The organism is Rhodoferax saidenbachensis, assembly GCF_001955715.1.
In the GTDB taxonomy this organism is placed as follows: Bacteria; Pseudomonadota; Gammaproteobacteria; order Burkholderiales; family Burkholderiaceae_C; genus Allorhodoferax; species Allorhodoferax saidenbachensis.
On sequence record NZ_CP019239.1, the window covers coordinates 4,034,119 to 4,048,845 of the forward strand.

Genomic DNA, 14,727 nt, shown 5'->3' on the forward strand with positions numbered 1-14,727 from the left:
TGATCCCGCTCAAGGCACAGCAGTTGCGTCAGCATCCAGGCGGAATCGCGTCGTGGCGATCGCATCCGTGGTGGAATTGGCCGTGACGAGCCACGAAGTCCAACCCAGTCGCAACTCCCGCTTTCGGCTTAACACGGTGGGTTCAAGTTCTCCTTGTTTGAGCTTCAGCACCATTTCAACGTCCATATCCTGGGGCAAATAGCGCCGGACCATCCAATGCAGCAAGGCCCGTTCGTCCCCATCCTTGAGAAAACGGCGCAATCGGGAGAGTCGCAAATTCTTCAGTTCGATGCAGATACCCGCGCTTTGGTCCCAGACCCGACGCCCCAGCACGGCGTCTATACCCAAGCTGGGGGCACGCCGCATCCCCTTCTCCCCAAGCGCGATGAGATCACGCGACTCCAAATTCCGCCAGCCGCCACAAAATTGGCGCCCCTCAGCCTGCACGCCAAATCGGTCCGAAAGCATGGCCAATAAACCGGTCATAGACCGCGGTGCGCCCCCCATCAGCCCCGCATGGGCAAGCCAACCAGCTTCATCCGTTGGAGCGCGGACGCCCGCTTTCAAACCCAAGGCACTGAGAGAGTCCAGACAGGAAGCCAATGGAGACTCACCCGGGGACACGCCACTTAGACCGATGTTGTGTTTTTTCCTGCCACGGTACAAAAACGCAAGAAAGCGTTGATTGAAAATATCCAGAAAATCTGCCGTCGCATGGTCACGGGCAGCCGTGCGCTCCAGTACCATTTCCGTAAACGGCAAAGGCAAAGGTCCATTGGCCCCCGCCAGTGACATCACGGCGGTATGCACCGTGAAAGATTCATTCTCCGCGGACTCCGTAGTGATCTTGCTGACATCACTGGGCTGGAACGCCAATGACACCACGGAACGCAAACGCACAGAGGTTTGCTTGTCGGCCACGACGCCAGCATTTGTGCGCGGCTCTCCCGCCCTTTCCAGCAAGCTGATTGCCTGAAAGAGGTTGTAACCTTGGGGTTCTGCGATTAACGCGTCAACTACAGAACCAACTGCCTGCCGCTCATTGGTTTCCATTGTTTCCATAATTCATCGCCACGATTTACACGGAGCTGAACAAACGAATTGACAGAGGTGTACATGGCAAAAAAACGCGCCAATGCGGCAGACATCAATAGCCGTGACCCCCCCACAAATGCCTCTTCATCGAATTCGAGTGTGACTTCCGTGCCTCTGCAGTAGCCACGCCAAGCCTCGGTACCAATACGCCCCGTGGCACTGCGTGCACTCAGATTTTTAATGCCCCGAATCTGCTCATGATCGCGCGTGCTATCAGATGCAAAAAGCGTGAGCATTTCTCTTAATTGGTCTTTGCCGGTAGAACCATCTACCAGTGACTGGTGGTTCAGTGTCAGCAGTGACACCAACCGCCAAAGCGTCTCGCTACCCAAAGGCGGATCTCGCGGCGCGGTGGGCTCATAGAGACAATGGACAATCGCAGTCGCCGATATGCCCTCGGTAACCATCCTCGCATTGCGCGGGATTTGCTCCGCCAATCGCCGGTTGGTACACAAGAGATTGGCATAAACCACCGGTTGCGTCGGTGCCGAGTGGGCATTCAGCTGGTTGACAAAAGACAGGAAGACATCCGTTCCCGATATGTCGCGGCGCAAACTTTGCTCGCGTCTGGCGGACCAAAAATTCTGCGCACCGTCCGACTGTACGTGCCCCAAAGCCGCAAAACTGGGCACTAGTTCCGGCCGCTCTGCATTTGGGTCAGATGCGTTGACGGACAGTATGGAATGCACTTCGGTACTGGATTCACGTTGCAAATCGCCTACCAACCGGTATTCGTAGTGCTTCTGGTCGATCAACAGTGGTTCGCTGGTACGCGGGAAAAGATTCACGATCGGTGAGCACCCCAACTGGAACTGCTCTTCCGATATTGCAGCGATCCCCCGAGCAGGCTGCCCCATTACCAATTTCAAATCAAATCGCCGGCCTTTGCCGAGCAGGCCGCGCAAATTACACACGTCGAAGAAATGGAACTTCCGAGGAAAGGCAAAGTACTCCTGCATCAACCCATACGCCGGCTGCGCATTGGATGGCAGTGGGAGCACATTCTCACCCTCCGCATAACCGACCTCTCTCCATGAATTAGCGGGCAATGTTCGTGCACTCTCTCCTTCCGGTATGAGACTGGCCTTGAGCACATCCGACACCAGAAACTCATAAAGAGGCATCGTGGACATCCAGTCCCCGTGCAGATGGATACGGAGGCTATCAATTTCCAGCTCGGAAAAATCGGTATCGGAACTGCATTCAAAACTGAGATGCAGTACGTTGCCGCCCTCTCCCAGCGCTGCTTGGGTGATTCTTACAGGCCACAGCACGGTTTCCCAAGCGCTACGGAATCGGCATTGCTGACCATTCGACGCATTGGCGTACATGGAGGTGTGGCGCGGTACGCGAAAGCCTGCGGTCACCTTACCCTGACTAGGGTCCAACTCAAACTGCGCAATGGACATGGACGGGACCGGCTGTACCAGCGATGGGCACAGATTGTCCAAAAGTGCTCCGGCCACCTGAGGGAATTCTCTATCCAAATCCTTGTGGACACGCGCCGCCAGGAAGGCGACCGATTCAATCAGCCGTTCAGTATGCGGATCAAGCGACTCACCGCCCCGCAACGACAATGCCGAAGCTACCTTGGGATACCGCCGGGCGAAATCCTCGCCCTGCTCCCGCAAGTAGACCAACTCACGTTTGTAAAACTGAAGTAGATCGCTATGGACAACCTCAGCCAAGGTTATGCCGCCTTCGCCAAGCCACCATGGCGCGTATCAAGTTGCAACTCAAAACTCAATGGAATTGGCTTCATATGAATGGTTACTGTGCCTGAGATTGCAAGCTTCGCAGCCCTGCCGGAGATGCTCGGCATCGCTTTCACAATGACATCCTTCATCCGGGGCTCAAACCAACGCACCGCACGTGCTACGCCCGCCTGCAATCGGTCCATGTCGGTATGAGATTTAACGGAAAGCGCCATAAAGTCCGGGATACCGTAATTCAGCACGGTCAGGTCCTCTTCCGCAAATGCTTTCAAAGTCAGATTGGATCGCGCATTCATCAGACGCGACAATTCACGCGCAATCGACATTTCCAATTCCTGCGGCGTAGAGAGCCTTGTCCCCTCCATGGTTTCCGCTTGTGACAAACGGTCAAAGAGAGGGACACCGACGCCCCGGATAAGTTCAGACACCGTCCTACCCTTAGTCCAAAGCGACGATGCAACCGACTGCAATAAAGCTGCTTTTTACGCAGCAGCTCCAGCTTCTTTGGTCCGCAGATCGTATTCAAACGCAGACACGCCACCAGCCGTCGAATCGGTTTTCTGGCCGGTGAAGTCACCTGTGATCTTGGTGAAGTTGATACTGAACGAGTCAAAGGGCAGTTGTCCGCCAGAAGATCCTTGCGATGACACGGTAGAGATCAGCGCATCAAACAACACGTACTTCACCAGCAACTCTTCCGTCGCCCCAACCGTGCGCGTGACATGCACTTCCACATCACCCAGCGCGGTCCCCTTGGCACAGGCATCCACCAGCATATTGGTCGCCTGGTCCATCGTCTTGGAGAAAGTCATTTCCGAGAAATTCACTTCTCCAGCCTGGCGCTCTTGGTTGCTGGCGTTTGTCAGCAAGGCCTTGGACACACCAAAGCTGTACGAATCCACTTCAATGGCTTCGGTGTAGTCTGCTTGGGCAACGGTGGATTGCCCTTTGATGCTCTCAATTTTCAGGAAAATCATTTTTAAATCCTTTGCGTAAAACTAGTAGCCTGCTTAGGCAGCGCCGGGCAAGTCTGCCACCAGACGGATGGAGGCCGTCAGCTCTTCCATCTGGAAGTGCGGCCGAAGGAAACAAGTCGCACGGTAAGCGCCTGGCTTTCCAGCTACTTCCGTCACATCCACACGTGCCGCGCTCAACGGAAAGCGTGCCTTCAGGCTCTGGCTTGCCGATTCGTTGACGAGTACGTAAGCACCAATCCAGTTATTGAGGTAATTGGAAATTTCTGCCGCTGTCTGGAAGCTGCCGACCTTGTCACGCATGATGACCTTGATGTAATGCGCGAAGCGCGATGCCGCAAGAATGTAGGGCAGGCGCGCCGACAGTTCCGCATTGGCATTCGCAGCATCCTTGTCGTACACCAAGGGCTTGTTGACGGTTTGCCCGCCAAAGAAGGATGCGAAATTGGAGCCTTTGGAGTTGACGATGGCAATAAAGCCCAAATCGTTCAGTTCCTTCTCGCGGCGGTCCGTGATCAACACCTCGGTTGGGCACTTCAAGACAACATCACCTTCGTCGGTCTTGAAGGCGTGAGCCGTCATGCCTTCCACCTTGCCGCCGCCCTCTACGCCACGAATGGCAGTAGACCAGCCATACTTGGCGAAAGCGTCTGTAATACGCAATCCCAGCTGATAGGCAGAATTGGCCCACAAGTACTTGGAGTGGTCCTTGCCGTTGACATCTTCTTCGAAGTTGAAGTTCTCGACAGGGATGGTCTTTTCGCCATAGGGCAGTCGCGCCGAATAACTTGGCAACACCAGAGACACATAGCGCGAATCTTCGGAGGCCCGGAAACCGCGCCATGTGGCAAGTTCCGCACTTTCAAAAATCTTGGAAAGATCGCGCGGCACGCCCAACTCAGTGAACGACTTCATGTCAAACAGGGCCGGAGCGGCTGCAGAGATGAAGGGGGCATGGGCGGCGGCAGCCACCTTCGACATGCGCTCCAACAGAGCCATGTCCTGAGGATGACGTCCAAACTGGTAGTCACCAATCAGCAGGGAATAAGGATGACCACCGAAGGTTCCGTACTCTTCTTCGTAGATCTTCTTGAACAACACGCTCATGTCATGGTCTACCGCAGACTCCAGATCCTTGAGCAGTTCTTTCTTGGTGACATTGAGCAGGCGCAGCTTCAGGCGCGTGCTGGTTTCGGTACCAAAAACCATGTCATGAAGACCGCGCCACGATGCTTCCAATGCCTGGAACGCGCTGTCATGCATGATTGCATTGAGCTGGTCCGACAAAAGCTTGTCAATCTCGGCGACACGTTCATTGATCATGGCCACCACACCCTTGTCAGGGCTGGCTTTCATTCCTTCGTCCAGAATTTGCGAAGCGAATTGACCGATCAATTTTTTTGCATAGGGGCCTTGCGATGGCTCAACCGCCATATTGCCCTCTACGATGATGCGGTCCAGAAGACCCATCTCGCCTGTACTGGTGGCGGCGCCTGCGCCGCCAGATTCTTGTGTAGTTGCCATATCAATCACCGTTTCAAAAATTGAAGAGCGCGCTTGCGCGCGAACCAAAAGATCATTTATGCCGCAGGCGCATCAGATGCGGGGGCATCTGCATTGGCTTGCGATTGAAGCGTTTTGAGCTCTTCCGTGCTTTGAACGATGTTTTCCAGAAGGCTGTCCAGCTCATCATTGCCGTCCAGCTTGGCCAGCAGATCGCGCAACTGTTGGCGCGCTTCCAGCAATTTGGCCAACCGCGGTACCTGGTGCACAAGCGCTTCCGGGTGGAAGTCGTCAAATTCCTGGAAATTGAGTTCGACCTTGATGTTGCCTTCACCCTTCATGGTGTCGGGCACCGACAGGTCAAGACGCGGGGAAATCTTGGTCATGATTTCATTGAAATTGTCGCGATCAATCTCGATGAACCGACGTTCTTTCATCTTGGGCAAGGCCATCGCAGGCTGTCCGGACAAGTCCGCCATGATCCCGACGACCATTGGCAATTCTTTCTTCTCGACCGCGTCGCCAATTTCGACGTCATAAGTTATCTGGACCCGGGGCGGACGATTGCGCCCCACCCATTTTTGCAAACTGTCAGACATAGATTCCCCTCAAAAATTGGAAACAACGTTGCAAGAAGCCGCTTGAACAGCATCGGCAATTAAAACGAAAACTGTAAAACCCGTGTAAAACCTGTAAGCACGGGGTTGGCCTTTGTACAACACAACGCGTTGCTATGCAATAGATAGTGACCTATATTTGTTCAAACCGGTCTTTTGTCCCATGGATGCCTCTTGCGTTCGACATAAAACTGCAACAAACCGGGAGAGCCCCATCGCCACGCTTGCACAACTACAGTCCGAATTGACGGACCTCCGCATGACCGTTGCCATCGACTCCGCCATGCTGCTATCCATCGTTCGGCGTATGAGTGCCGACCAGCTTGCCCAGACTTCCACGGACTTTCTGGAGGTATGCGAAGGGCTCAGCATCAAAACCCTGTTTTCGGAGATGGATGACCACGCGTTGCAAGCGGCCCAGAAGCGGCGCGACTGGTGGGTGGGCTTGGTGGCAGAACTTGTGGCCGATGCTGCCATGCACCCCAAGGGGGCATCCAGCCAGGTAATTAGGTAATGGACGCTCGCCGGGTGACGTCCAGCATGCGCGTAGAAATGGTCGCACCCAAGGCCATCGCCAAGGAAAGCGCCAAGCCAGGGTGCTCTTTGCGAATCTTGGCAAATTTCGAGACTGTGAGACTCCAGACCCTGCTGGGCATACTGGCCTGTACAGTGGCGTTGCGCTCCAGCTCCGAGAAGAAAGCTCCCTCACCGACCACACTGCCAGGGCCGACGGAAGCAATGACATACTGATTGCTCTTGTCACCGTAGTGAATGCGCAAGCTGCCTGTTTCCACAAAATAAAGTGTGCGGTCCAGCGCGCCCTTGGCCGTCAAGATATGGCCGCGCGGCAAGTCTTCCTTGTCCAGATACGGTGCCAGCGCCAGCATGTCCGACTGGGGAAAAAATCGCGCCAGGGTGTCGTCCACCGCATTGGCACTAATGGCCTGAATCAGGCCACTCAAATCATTCGGCGGGGACAGAAACATGGATCGCAAGATTTCCAGCATCGGGCTACGAGTTAGGTATTAAAACGATAGCACGATTCCAAAAGCTTGGGTAAGATGTTTCGGTGATCCTGCCCGCGTCGCAATTTTGCGGGCCCCTCCCGACAGCCATTTCAAGGATAACCATGGCGACTGCCGTTTCACCCATTTTTCTACAACAGGCGCAATGGGATTCCATCCTTGGTGAAATGCGCAAGAACGCCACCGGTGGCGCCTACGATGCTATTTTTTCCAACAAACGGCTCACCATGAAAGTGGCCGCCGTCAAGGAAAAACTGACAGATTTGGCGGAAGATGCCAAAGGTGTCTATGAGGCACTCCCCTCCGTAAGCATAGAGCTCCCATCCCTATCGCTGCCTAATATTACTATTCCGAACATTCTGAAAGCGCTACGCCAGGCACTGGGTGCTCTGCGCGACCTAGCGGCCGGCGCCTTAGAGTTCATCCGCGACAAGTTCATGGAATTGCTCAGTGTCTTTGCCAAGCTCAAGGAGATGTTGCTGGAGGCGTTTTCCGGATTGATGCAGGTTTTTGACTTCATCGATATGGGTGCCATCCTGGATTTCATGATTAGCCTCATGCCGGAGGTCTTTGTGAATTTCATCGGTTCCGTGGTGGCCGCCATCGTTCCCATACTCCAGCAACTTGCTGCCGCCTGGTCTCTCCTCAAAGCCATTGGGCAGGTTGTCAAGACCATCGTCATGCGTGCAATGGTGGGCTACTCCGCCTCGTTTGTCGCCAGCAATGTATTCAACGATGCGGCCTGCGCGGAAATTCTGCGCATGCTGGACAAAGACATCATGAAAAGCTCGGCGGCACTGGCCAAAGACATTGCAAATACAGCCATTTCCGTAGCGGCCGCGCCCGTCCATGGCGCGGGGGTGATTTCGGGTGTCGTGACAGCACTGGCCAAGCTGCTGATCCGTATCGCCAGCTACGTTGCGGAATACAAAAGCATACAAAAGGCCAACCTGTATCTGGACTACATCGACTACAAGCCCATGGACCGCAATCCGGTGGCCCTGTTTAAAGCATCGCCGGTGCTGGGTGCCATTTACCTAAACCGCGTATCAACTTCCGACCTTCTCCCCTTCAGCGATGTCGGTGGCGTTCGCAAACCCAGCTTTTTCAACCGTAACCCCAAGCAGATGTCGCTGCAAACCATGCAACAAATCGAGATCGAGCGACTCTCCAAGAAGCTGGACCCTTTGCGCACCAAGTCCCGCAAGGTAGAAGCAGATTCCCCACTGCATCTGGTGACCAAAGGTGAAGCCATGGCCACGGCCGTGGATGAAATGAAAGACGAACTCAAGGACGCGGTCAAAGACCAGTTCAAGGATTTTGCGAAGGGGGCAGTCGGATTGTCCTCCGACTAACCCCTAGCGCTAGGCTGGGGTCGATGAAGCGGGCCCACTGCCTTGCGCGCACCGGGCCAGCATGGCCGCCGCCACCGGGTCCTGCGGAAACGCATCCAGTACCGCCTGGTAGAGGCGCAGGGCGTCCTGCATATTGCTATTGCGGAAGGCTTCGTAGGCCACGCGGGTCATCTCGCACAGCCGCACGGTGGCCTCGGAGGCCTCCAGACTGGGATCGGCACCCTTGATTCCCACCAGTTCGTATATCTCCATGCCAGCGCGTCGCCCCTTGACGTTCACTTCACAGATGGGGCGCAGCCAGAGCCGCTCGCCCGCCTCCTTGAAAACCGAGTGACTGACGCAAATGCGGGTACCAAAATCCTTGTTGACCCCTTCCAGGCGCGACGCCAGATTCACACCGTCACCCATCACGGTGTAACTCATGCGCTCGGACGAGCCGATGTTGCCCACCAGTACCGAGTCGCTGTGGATACCTATGCGAATCCCCAGCGGGGCCAGCCCCTGCTGCACCCACTGGGCATTGAGCACTTCCATGCGCTGCAATACCTTGAGTGATGCGACACAGGACCGGTACGCGTGGTCGTCCAGCAACTCGGGCGCGCCCCAAAAAGCCATCACTCCGTCGCCAATGAACTTGTCAATGGTCCCCTGCTCTTCATTCACCGCCAGGGTCACGGCCTCCAGATAAGCAGACACCCGCTGCAACAACTCCTGCGCAGGGCTGGACTCCGCCAGACTCGAGAACGACTCCAGATCCGAAAAGAAGATGGTGAGGAACCGGCTGTGACCGCCCAGCTCCAGTTGCTGGGGAGAATTCATCAGCTTGCGCACCAACCCCTTGGGAACAAAGGACGCAAACGCCCCAATGGTGGTTTCCAGTGCATGCACCGCGCGGATCAGTGACTGGATTTCAGGGATGCTGGAGCGGATGGCCAGCGTGGGTTTGGTGGTGAAATTCTGCACATCCATGATGCGCGATTCCAACTGCTCAATGGGGCGCGAAATCAGCTTGGACAGCAGGCTGATCAGCAGCACCTCGATGACGATGGCCAGCGCGCCAAAGGCCAGCAACTTCTTGTTGTTCTCGGTCCAGACGGCGGAGAAGTCTGCCAGCGGCGTCACGATCATGACGCGCCAGGACTTGCCCAGGGAATCCGGCAATGCCGACAACATGGCCACGTACTCCAGCCCGTTTTTGCTGTGTATGAAAGTGAAGCGCTCGGACCCCTGGGCGGGACGCGACGCCATGGCAAACCCCGGCAAGTCACTGCTCAGCCGTGACAGGTTGTTTTGGATCAGCTTGCCGTCTTCACGGCGCACCGATTCGGCCGGGTCCGGGTGCGCCACGATGCGGTCGTTTTCGTCAATGATCAGGCTGATGGACCCAGGGCTGACCGGCCGGGACTTCAGGAACACGGACAAATGGTCCAGCGTGATGTCCACCGCCACCACCCCCGCAGGCTGTCCCTGCGCATAAAAGGGCATGGAGACGGTAATGCCCGCCATCCCGGTGGTGGCAAAGATGTACGGGTCGGAGATGGACAAGCGGTTGCCCGCGGCCAGTGACTCCTTGAACCAGGGGCGCACCCGGGGGTCGTACACCGCCGCTGCACTGCGCGTGCCGGCGGGCTTGCCTTCACCGTCGAAGAAGAAATAGTGGTCCTGCGGATCGGCCGTGCCCTTGCGGTCCAGCCAGCGCTGTGCGGAGCGGGCGGGGGTTGGCACCTCTTCATTCAGGATGCGTGCACCCGGGCGCACCTTGAGGTTCATGCGGAAAGACCCGTCCGCCATCGCCACATACGCGCTGTCAATATGCGCATTGTTGGAGAGCATTTCCATGAGGTAGGCGGCCGATGCGTCTTCGCGGAAAAACTCCGGCTGCAGATCGCCCAGGCGGGCTGCAATCTTGACCATGGTCTTGATGGGTTCCAGCAGCTCGATGGTGCTGTTGAAGGTCTCAAACCGGGCCTTTTCTACCAGTGCGTCTGCGGTATCCCGGGCAATCCGGTCGTTGGTCACATACCCAATCCAGACCGTGGTCGCGAACAGCGGGATCGCCAGAACCAGAAACAGGGCGACGATGCTGGGGCGCAATCGGATACCGAGGCGCGAACCGTTGAAGGCCATGGACAGAACTTTCATGAAAGCGCCCACGCCAACGCGGCGGGCAACGCAGCGAATGGTAAGACTTTTTAGCTGGCCGCCGCGCGTTGCAGGCGATCCCGCACGCCATCCCACTCCAGCGCAGCGGGCGGTGTCTCCACCCAGATCAGGCTCACGCCCTGCTCGTCCATCTCGCGCAGCTTGGCAAACAGCTCATGTGCGGCGGGTGCCGCCTGTTGTGGCATGCGGTGTTGCAGGACCAGCGGCGAGACCACTTTCAGCGCAGCGCGGCTGTACAGCGCAATCGTCGGGCGCGGGCCGGCGGTGTGGCCCAGTACATCCAACGCTGCCTGCAATGCCTTGGTGTCCATCAGGCGTACCTTGGCTGTAGGAGCGTAGTGGGATTCCAGTGTCCCAGAGGCCCGTGGCCCAGGCTGGTTGTGCGCAAGCAGCTCCTCTTTCGATAGCAATTTTTGGCCGCAGGCCTGCTCCACCTGCAGGCTGGTGATGGAACCCGGGCGCAGCAGCACGGGCGCGCCACGGGTGCAGTCGATGATGGTGGACTCGATGCCCAGATCACACGGGCCGCCGTCCAGAATCGGCAGCGCGTCGCCCAGCTCGCTCTGCACGTGCTCGGCGGTGGTGGGGCTCACGCGGCCAAAGCGGTTGGCGCTGGGTGCGGCCACACCCCAGACCTCGGCCTGGCCGTCTGCGGGCTTGCGCAGCGTCGCCAGCAGCGCCTGCGCCACCGGGTGGCTGGGGCAACGCAGGCCAATGGAGTCCTGCCCACCGGCCGCAGCCGCCCCTACGCCGGCGCGCCGAGGCAGGATCAGCGTAAGCGGCCCGGGCCAGAAGGCCGACATGAGCTGCTGTGCAAACGCGGGCACCTGCGTGGCGAAATGCGCCACACCGGACATGCCACCATCAAATGCCGCCACATGCACGATCAGCGGATGGTCGGCCGGGCGACCCTTCGCCGCAAACACTTTGGCCACGGCCACGTCACTGGACGCATCGGCGCCCAAGCCATACACCGTCTCGGTTGGCATGCCAATCAGGCCTCCGGCCCTTATGGCATCTGCGCAAGCAGCTATGGATTCAGGAGCAGACGCGGGGAGAATCATGGCAAGCAGGAACGGCTGACAGGCCTAGAACGCCTCGATACCCAGGAGACGCGCCGCTTCCAGCGCGGTCGTGCGTACGCGGTGTGTGGAAGCGCCGGTGATATTGAGGTGGCCCATCTTGCGGCCCTTGCTGGCCTTGAGCTTGCCGTACAAGTGCAGATGTGTACCGGGCAAAGCCAGTACTTTCTCCCAAGGAGGTACACCACCTTCGGGCCAAATGTCACCCAACAGGTTGAGCATGATGGACGGGCTGTGCTGGCGCGGCTGCGTCAGCGGCAGGCCCGCCAGCGTGCGCACCTGCAGGTCAAACTGCGAGACATCGCAGGCGTCCATGCTGTAGTGGCCGCTGTTGTGCGGGCGCGGCGCCATCTCGTTGACGACCAGGCTGCCGTCTTCCAACACAAAGAATTCCACGCAAAGAACGCCCACATACTGCACGCCATCTGCTATCGATTTCGCAGCTGCTACCGCACGCTCCACAAGGGCTGGAGGCAGATTTCCTTCATAAACCTCGGTCACGGCCAGAATGCCGTCGCGGTGCAGGTTGCGCTGCACCGGCAGGTTCACACAGGTACCGTCGGCGCCACGCGCCACGATGACCGAGCATTCCAGCGCCAGCGGCAGCATCTTTTCCAGTACGCAGGGCACCTGCTTCAGGTCGGCCCAGGCAGCGGCCAGTTCGGCGGACGTCTTGACGCGCACCTGGCCCTTGCCGTCGTAACCCATGCGCGCGGTTTTCAGGATGCCGGGCAGCAGGCTGGCATCGACTGCCTTCAACTGCTCGGGCGTCTCGATCACCGCATACGGCGCACATGGCACACCGCACGTCACAAAGTGCGCCTTCTCGGCCGCACGGTCCTGGGCAATCGCCACGGCACTGCCTGCCGGCGCCACCGGGCGGCTGGCGGCCAACTGGTTCAGTGCTTGGGCGGGCACGTTTTCAAATTCGGTGGTGATGGCAAACGACACCGCCGCCAAGCGCGCCAACCCCTCGGGGTCCGTATAGGCAGTCTGGATATGGTGGTGGCTGACACGGCCCGCGGGGCTCACCGGGTCCGGGTCCAGCACCGCGGTGAAAAAGCCCATGCGCTGCGCGGCGTGCACAAACATGCGGCCGAGCTGGCCGCCGCCCATCACCCCGAGCGTGATCTCTTTGCCGCCGCCCAAGCCCAATGCGTCATGCCCCGCCATCACGCGTGGCTGCCTGTGACGGGCAGCACCATGGCACGCGCCGCTTCGGTCTGCTCGGCACGGAAGGCTTCGAGCTTGGCGCGCAGCGCCGCATTGTTATTGGCCAGCAGCGCCACCGCGAACAAGGCCGCATTGGCCGCACCGGCAGCGCCGATGGCGAATGTCGCCACCGGAATACCCTTGGGCATCTGCACAATGCTGTGCAGTGAATCCACCCCGGACAGCGCCTTGCTCTGCACCGGAACACCCAGCACCGGCACCGTCGTTTTGGCCGCCAGCATGCCCGGCAGGTGGGCCGCACCGCCCGCGCCGGCGATGATGGCCTGCAAGCCGCGCGTGGCGGCAGACTCAGCATAAGCAAACATATCGTCCGGCATGCGGTGGGCCGAAACCACCTTGGCCTCGAAGGTGATGCCAAACTGTTGGAGAATCTGCACTGCGTGTTGCATGGTGTCCCAGTCCGAGCTGGAACCCATGACGACGCCGACTTGTAAGGATTTCATCCTTTAATTTTACGTTTTTGCCTCAAGCTAGCCCAAATGATCAACGTCACCATTGAAAACTTCGACGCCGAAGTCGTCGCCGCCTCCCACCAGGTCCCTGTGCTGGTGGACTTTTGGGCGCCCTGGTGCGGCCCTTGCAAGGTCATCGGCCCGCTGCTGGAAAAGGTGGAAACCGAGTACAACGGCCGCTTCAAGCTGGTGAAAATCGACTCCGACCAGGAGCAGCAACTGAGCCAGGCCTTCGGCATCCGCAGCATTCCGACCTGCGTGCTGATGGTCAATGGCAAACCGGCAGACGGCTTCATGGGCGCGATTCCTGAGAGCCAGATCAAGACCTTTCTGGACAAACACGTGCCCAGCGAAGACGCGCTGGTCGCCGAGGCAGATGCCGAAGACGCCCAGGCGCTGATCGCCGCCGGTGACCCGCAGGCCGCGCTGCGCAAGCTGCATGAAGCCCTGTCGATCAACCCCGGCAACGACGATGCACGCTACGACTACGTCAAGCTGCTGATCGAGAACGACATGCTGGAAGACGCCGAGGCCGCGCTGGCCCCGGCATTGGCCGAGATTCCGCGCCAGTTGCGCTTCGAGGCGCTGGGGCAGTTCCTCGCCGCCATTCAATTCGTAGTGACCGACGACCGGGGCACCTGGGCTCCCGAACAATTTGATGCCCTGATTGCCACCAACAAGCGTGACTTTGACACCCGCCTGGCCAAGGCCCGTGTGCTCATGGTCAGCGGTGACTGGACCGGCGCGATGGACGAACTGCTGGAAATCATCATGCGCGACAAGGCCTGGAACGACGCTCTGCCGCGCAAGACCTTTGTCGCGATTCTGGAACTGCTCACCCCCCCAAAACCCAAGGTCAACCCAGCCGATGTGGGCAAGACCGCAGGTGGCATCGAAGTGGTGGGCAAAGTCGTGGCCGAGGCTGATCCCCAAGCCCAGCTCGTGGCGGCCTACCGGCGCAAGCTCAGCATGATGCTGAACTAAAACACGACGCGCCCTAAGCCAGCGCGGAGGGGCCAAGCCCCGGGCCTCATGGTGCCAAATGCGCACAAATCGGCCCGGGACTTGGCCCCTCCGCGCTGGCGCTGCTTACTTTTTAGCGGCCAACCAAGTCTGCATCATCGCAATCTCTTTTTTCTGCGCCGCGATGATGCCGCGCGCCAGTTTCTTCACTTTGGGATCCTTGCCGTACTTCAGCACCACTTCCGCCATGTCGATCGCGCCCTGGTGGTGCGGGATCATGCCGGCGAGAAAGTCGCGATCGGCATCGCCGGTAAGCGCTACCGACATGTCCTTGTGCATTTTGGTGTTGGCCGCTTCATAGGCTTGGCTGGAAGCTGATGCATCACCCGCCGCCGCCATGTTGTGGCCTGCGTGGGGGTTGGCGTCCTGCGCCCAGGCGCCGGGCGCCAGCAGCACCATGGAGAGGGCCAAAGACAAGGCGGTGCGTGTGCTGCCTAAAAAGAGATGGGGTTTCATGAAGGTTCCTCAATCACTGCCAAGCGCAGTCAGA

15 protein-coding genes are annotated in these 14,727 nt (G+C 58.4%); 3 read left to right on the forward strand and 12 right to left on the reverse strand.

Going from position 1 to position 14,727, the window contains the following annotated elements:
* Window positions 1–9: 9 nt before the first annotated feature.
* Genes tssG through tssB form a run of 6 tightly spaced genes read right to left on the reverse strand, consistent with a single transcriptional unit; the run spans window position 10 to window position 5,886 of the window.
* The gene (tssG, locus tag RS694_RS19105) at window positions 10–1,062 is read right to left on the reverse strand and encodes a type VI secretion system baseplate subunit TssG (RefSeq protein WP_083664574.1); all 1,053 of its coding nucleotides are present in this window, start codon (window positions 1,060–1,062) and stop codon (window positions 10–12) included.
* A complete protein-coding gene (gene tssF / locus RS694_RS19110) occupies window positions 1,017–2,783 on the reverse strand; it encodes a type VI secretion system baseplate subunit TssF (protein WP_029706677.1) in 1,767 nt (588 codons plus the stop codon). The genes tssG and tssF overlap by 46 nt, the downstream gene beginning before the upstream one ends.
* A gap of 2 nt (window positions 2,784–2,785) precedes the next feature.
* Window positions 2,786–3,238 carry a type VI secretion system baseplate subunit TssE gene (tssE, locus tag RS694_RS19115; RefSeq protein ID WP_076069931.1) on the reverse strand — a complete coding sequence of 151 codons (453 nt, stop codon included), beginning with the start codon at window positions 3,236–3,238 and terminating at the stop codon, window positions 2,786–2,788.
* A 54-nt stretch (window positions 3,239–3,292) separates the two neighbouring features.
* On the reverse strand, window positions 3,293–3,787 hold the full coding sequence (locus tag RS694_RS19120; protein ID WP_029706679.1) for an Hcp family type VI secretion system effector: 495 nt from the start codon (window positions 3,785–3,787) through the stop codon (window positions 3,293–3,295).
* Between the two features lie 33 nt (window positions 3,788–3,820).
* The gene (tssC, locus tag RS694_RS19125; protein WP_029706680.1) at window positions 3,821–5,308 is read right to left on the reverse strand and encodes a type VI secretion system contractile sheath large subunit; all 1,488 of its coding nucleotides are present in this window, start codon (window positions 5,306–5,308) and stop codon (window positions 3,821–3,823) included.
* 56 nt (window positions 5,309–5,364) lie between these two features.
* Window positions 5,365–5,886: a type VI secretion system contractile sheath small subunit gene (gene tssB / locus RS694_RS19130; RefSeq protein ID WP_029706681.1), complete on the reverse strand. Its 522-nt coding sequence runs from the start codon at window positions 5,884–5,886 to the stop codon at window positions 5,365–5,367.
* Between the two features lie 277 nt (window positions 5,887–6,163).
* On the opposite strand from tssB, the gene RS694_RS19135 reads away from it, so the two are divergent.
* Window positions 6,164–6,418 (forward strand): hypothetical protein, encoded by a 255-nt coding sequence (locus RS694_RS19135; protein WP_152528782.1) that lies wholly within the window; start codon window positions 6,164–6,166, stop codon window positions 6,416–6,418.
* Here the strand turns inward: RS694_RS19135 and RS694_RS19140 are convergent.
* On the reverse strand, window positions 6,411–6,890 hold the full coding sequence (locus tag RS694_RS19140; RefSeq protein WP_029706683.1) for a Crp/Fnr family transcriptional regulator: 480 nt from the start codon (window positions 6,888–6,890) through the stop codon (window positions 6,411–6,413). The two genes, RS694_RS19135 and RS694_RS19140, sit on opposite strands and share 8 nt — an antisense overlap.
* Window positions 6,891–6,973: 83 nt before the next feature.
* Here RS694_RS19140 and RS694_RS19145 point away from each other — a divergent pair, with 83 nt between their 5' ends.
* Entirely contained in the window at window positions 6,974–8,284 is a 1,311-nt protein-coding gene (locus tag RS694_RS19145; RefSeq protein ID WP_152528783.1) for a hypothetical protein, read from the forward strand.
* A 9-nt stretch (window positions 8,285–8,293) separates the two neighbouring features.
* Here RS694_RS19145 and RS694_RS19150 read toward each other — a convergent pair whose 3' ends face one another.
* Genes RS694_RS19150 through purE form a run of 4 tightly spaced genes read right to left on the reverse strand, consistent with a single transcriptional unit; the run spans window position 8,294 to window position 13,205 of the window.
* The gene (locus RS694_RS19150; RefSeq protein WP_029706686.1) at window positions 8,294–10,426 is read right to left on the reverse strand and encodes an adenylate/guanylate cyclase domain-containing protein; all 2,133 of its coding nucleotides are present in this window, start codon (window positions 10,424–10,426) and stop codon (window positions 8,294–8,296) included.
* 50 nt (window positions 10,427–10,476) lie between these two features.
* Window positions 10,477–11,511 carry an L-threonylcarbamoyladenylate synthase gene (locus RS694_RS19155; RefSeq protein WP_029706687.1) on the reverse strand — a complete coding sequence of 345 codons (1,035 nt, stop codon included), beginning with the start codon at window positions 11,509–11,511 and terminating at the stop codon, window positions 10,477–10,479.
* Window positions 11,512–11,535: 24 nt separating this feature from the next.
* The gene (locus RS694_RS19160) at window positions 11,536–12,702 is read right to left on the reverse strand and encodes a 5-(carboxyamino)imidazole ribonucleotide synthase (protein WP_029706689.1); all 1,167 of its coding nucleotides are present in this window, start codon (window positions 12,700–12,702) and stop codon (window positions 11,536–11,538) included.
* Complete coding sequence (purE, locus tag RS694_RS19165; protein ID WP_029706690.1) at window positions 12,702–13,205, reverse strand: 5-(carboxyamino)imidazole ribonucleotide mutase; 504 nt, start codon at window positions 13,203–13,205, stop codon at window positions 12,702–12,704. Before purE ends, RS694_RS19160 begins: the two co-directional genes overlap by 1 nt.
* A gap of 36 nt (window positions 13,206–13,241) precedes the next feature.
* Here purE and trxA point away from each other — a divergent pair, with 36 nt between their 5' ends.
* Complete coding sequence (trxA, locus tag RS694_RS19170) at window positions 13,242–14,198, forward strand: thioredoxin (RefSeq protein WP_029706691.1); 957 nt, start codon at window positions 13,242–13,244, stop codon at window positions 14,196–14,198.
* 105 nt (window positions 14,199–14,303) lie between these two features.
* Here the strand turns inward: trxA and copM are convergent, their stop codons facing one another.
* On the reverse strand, window positions 14,304–14,693 hold the full coding sequence (copM, locus tag RS694_RS19175) for a CopM family metallochaperone (RefSeq protein ID WP_081708571.1): 390 nt from the start codon (window positions 14,691–14,693) through the stop codon (window positions 14,304–14,306).
* Window positions 14,694–14,727 lie beyond the last annotated feature (34 nt).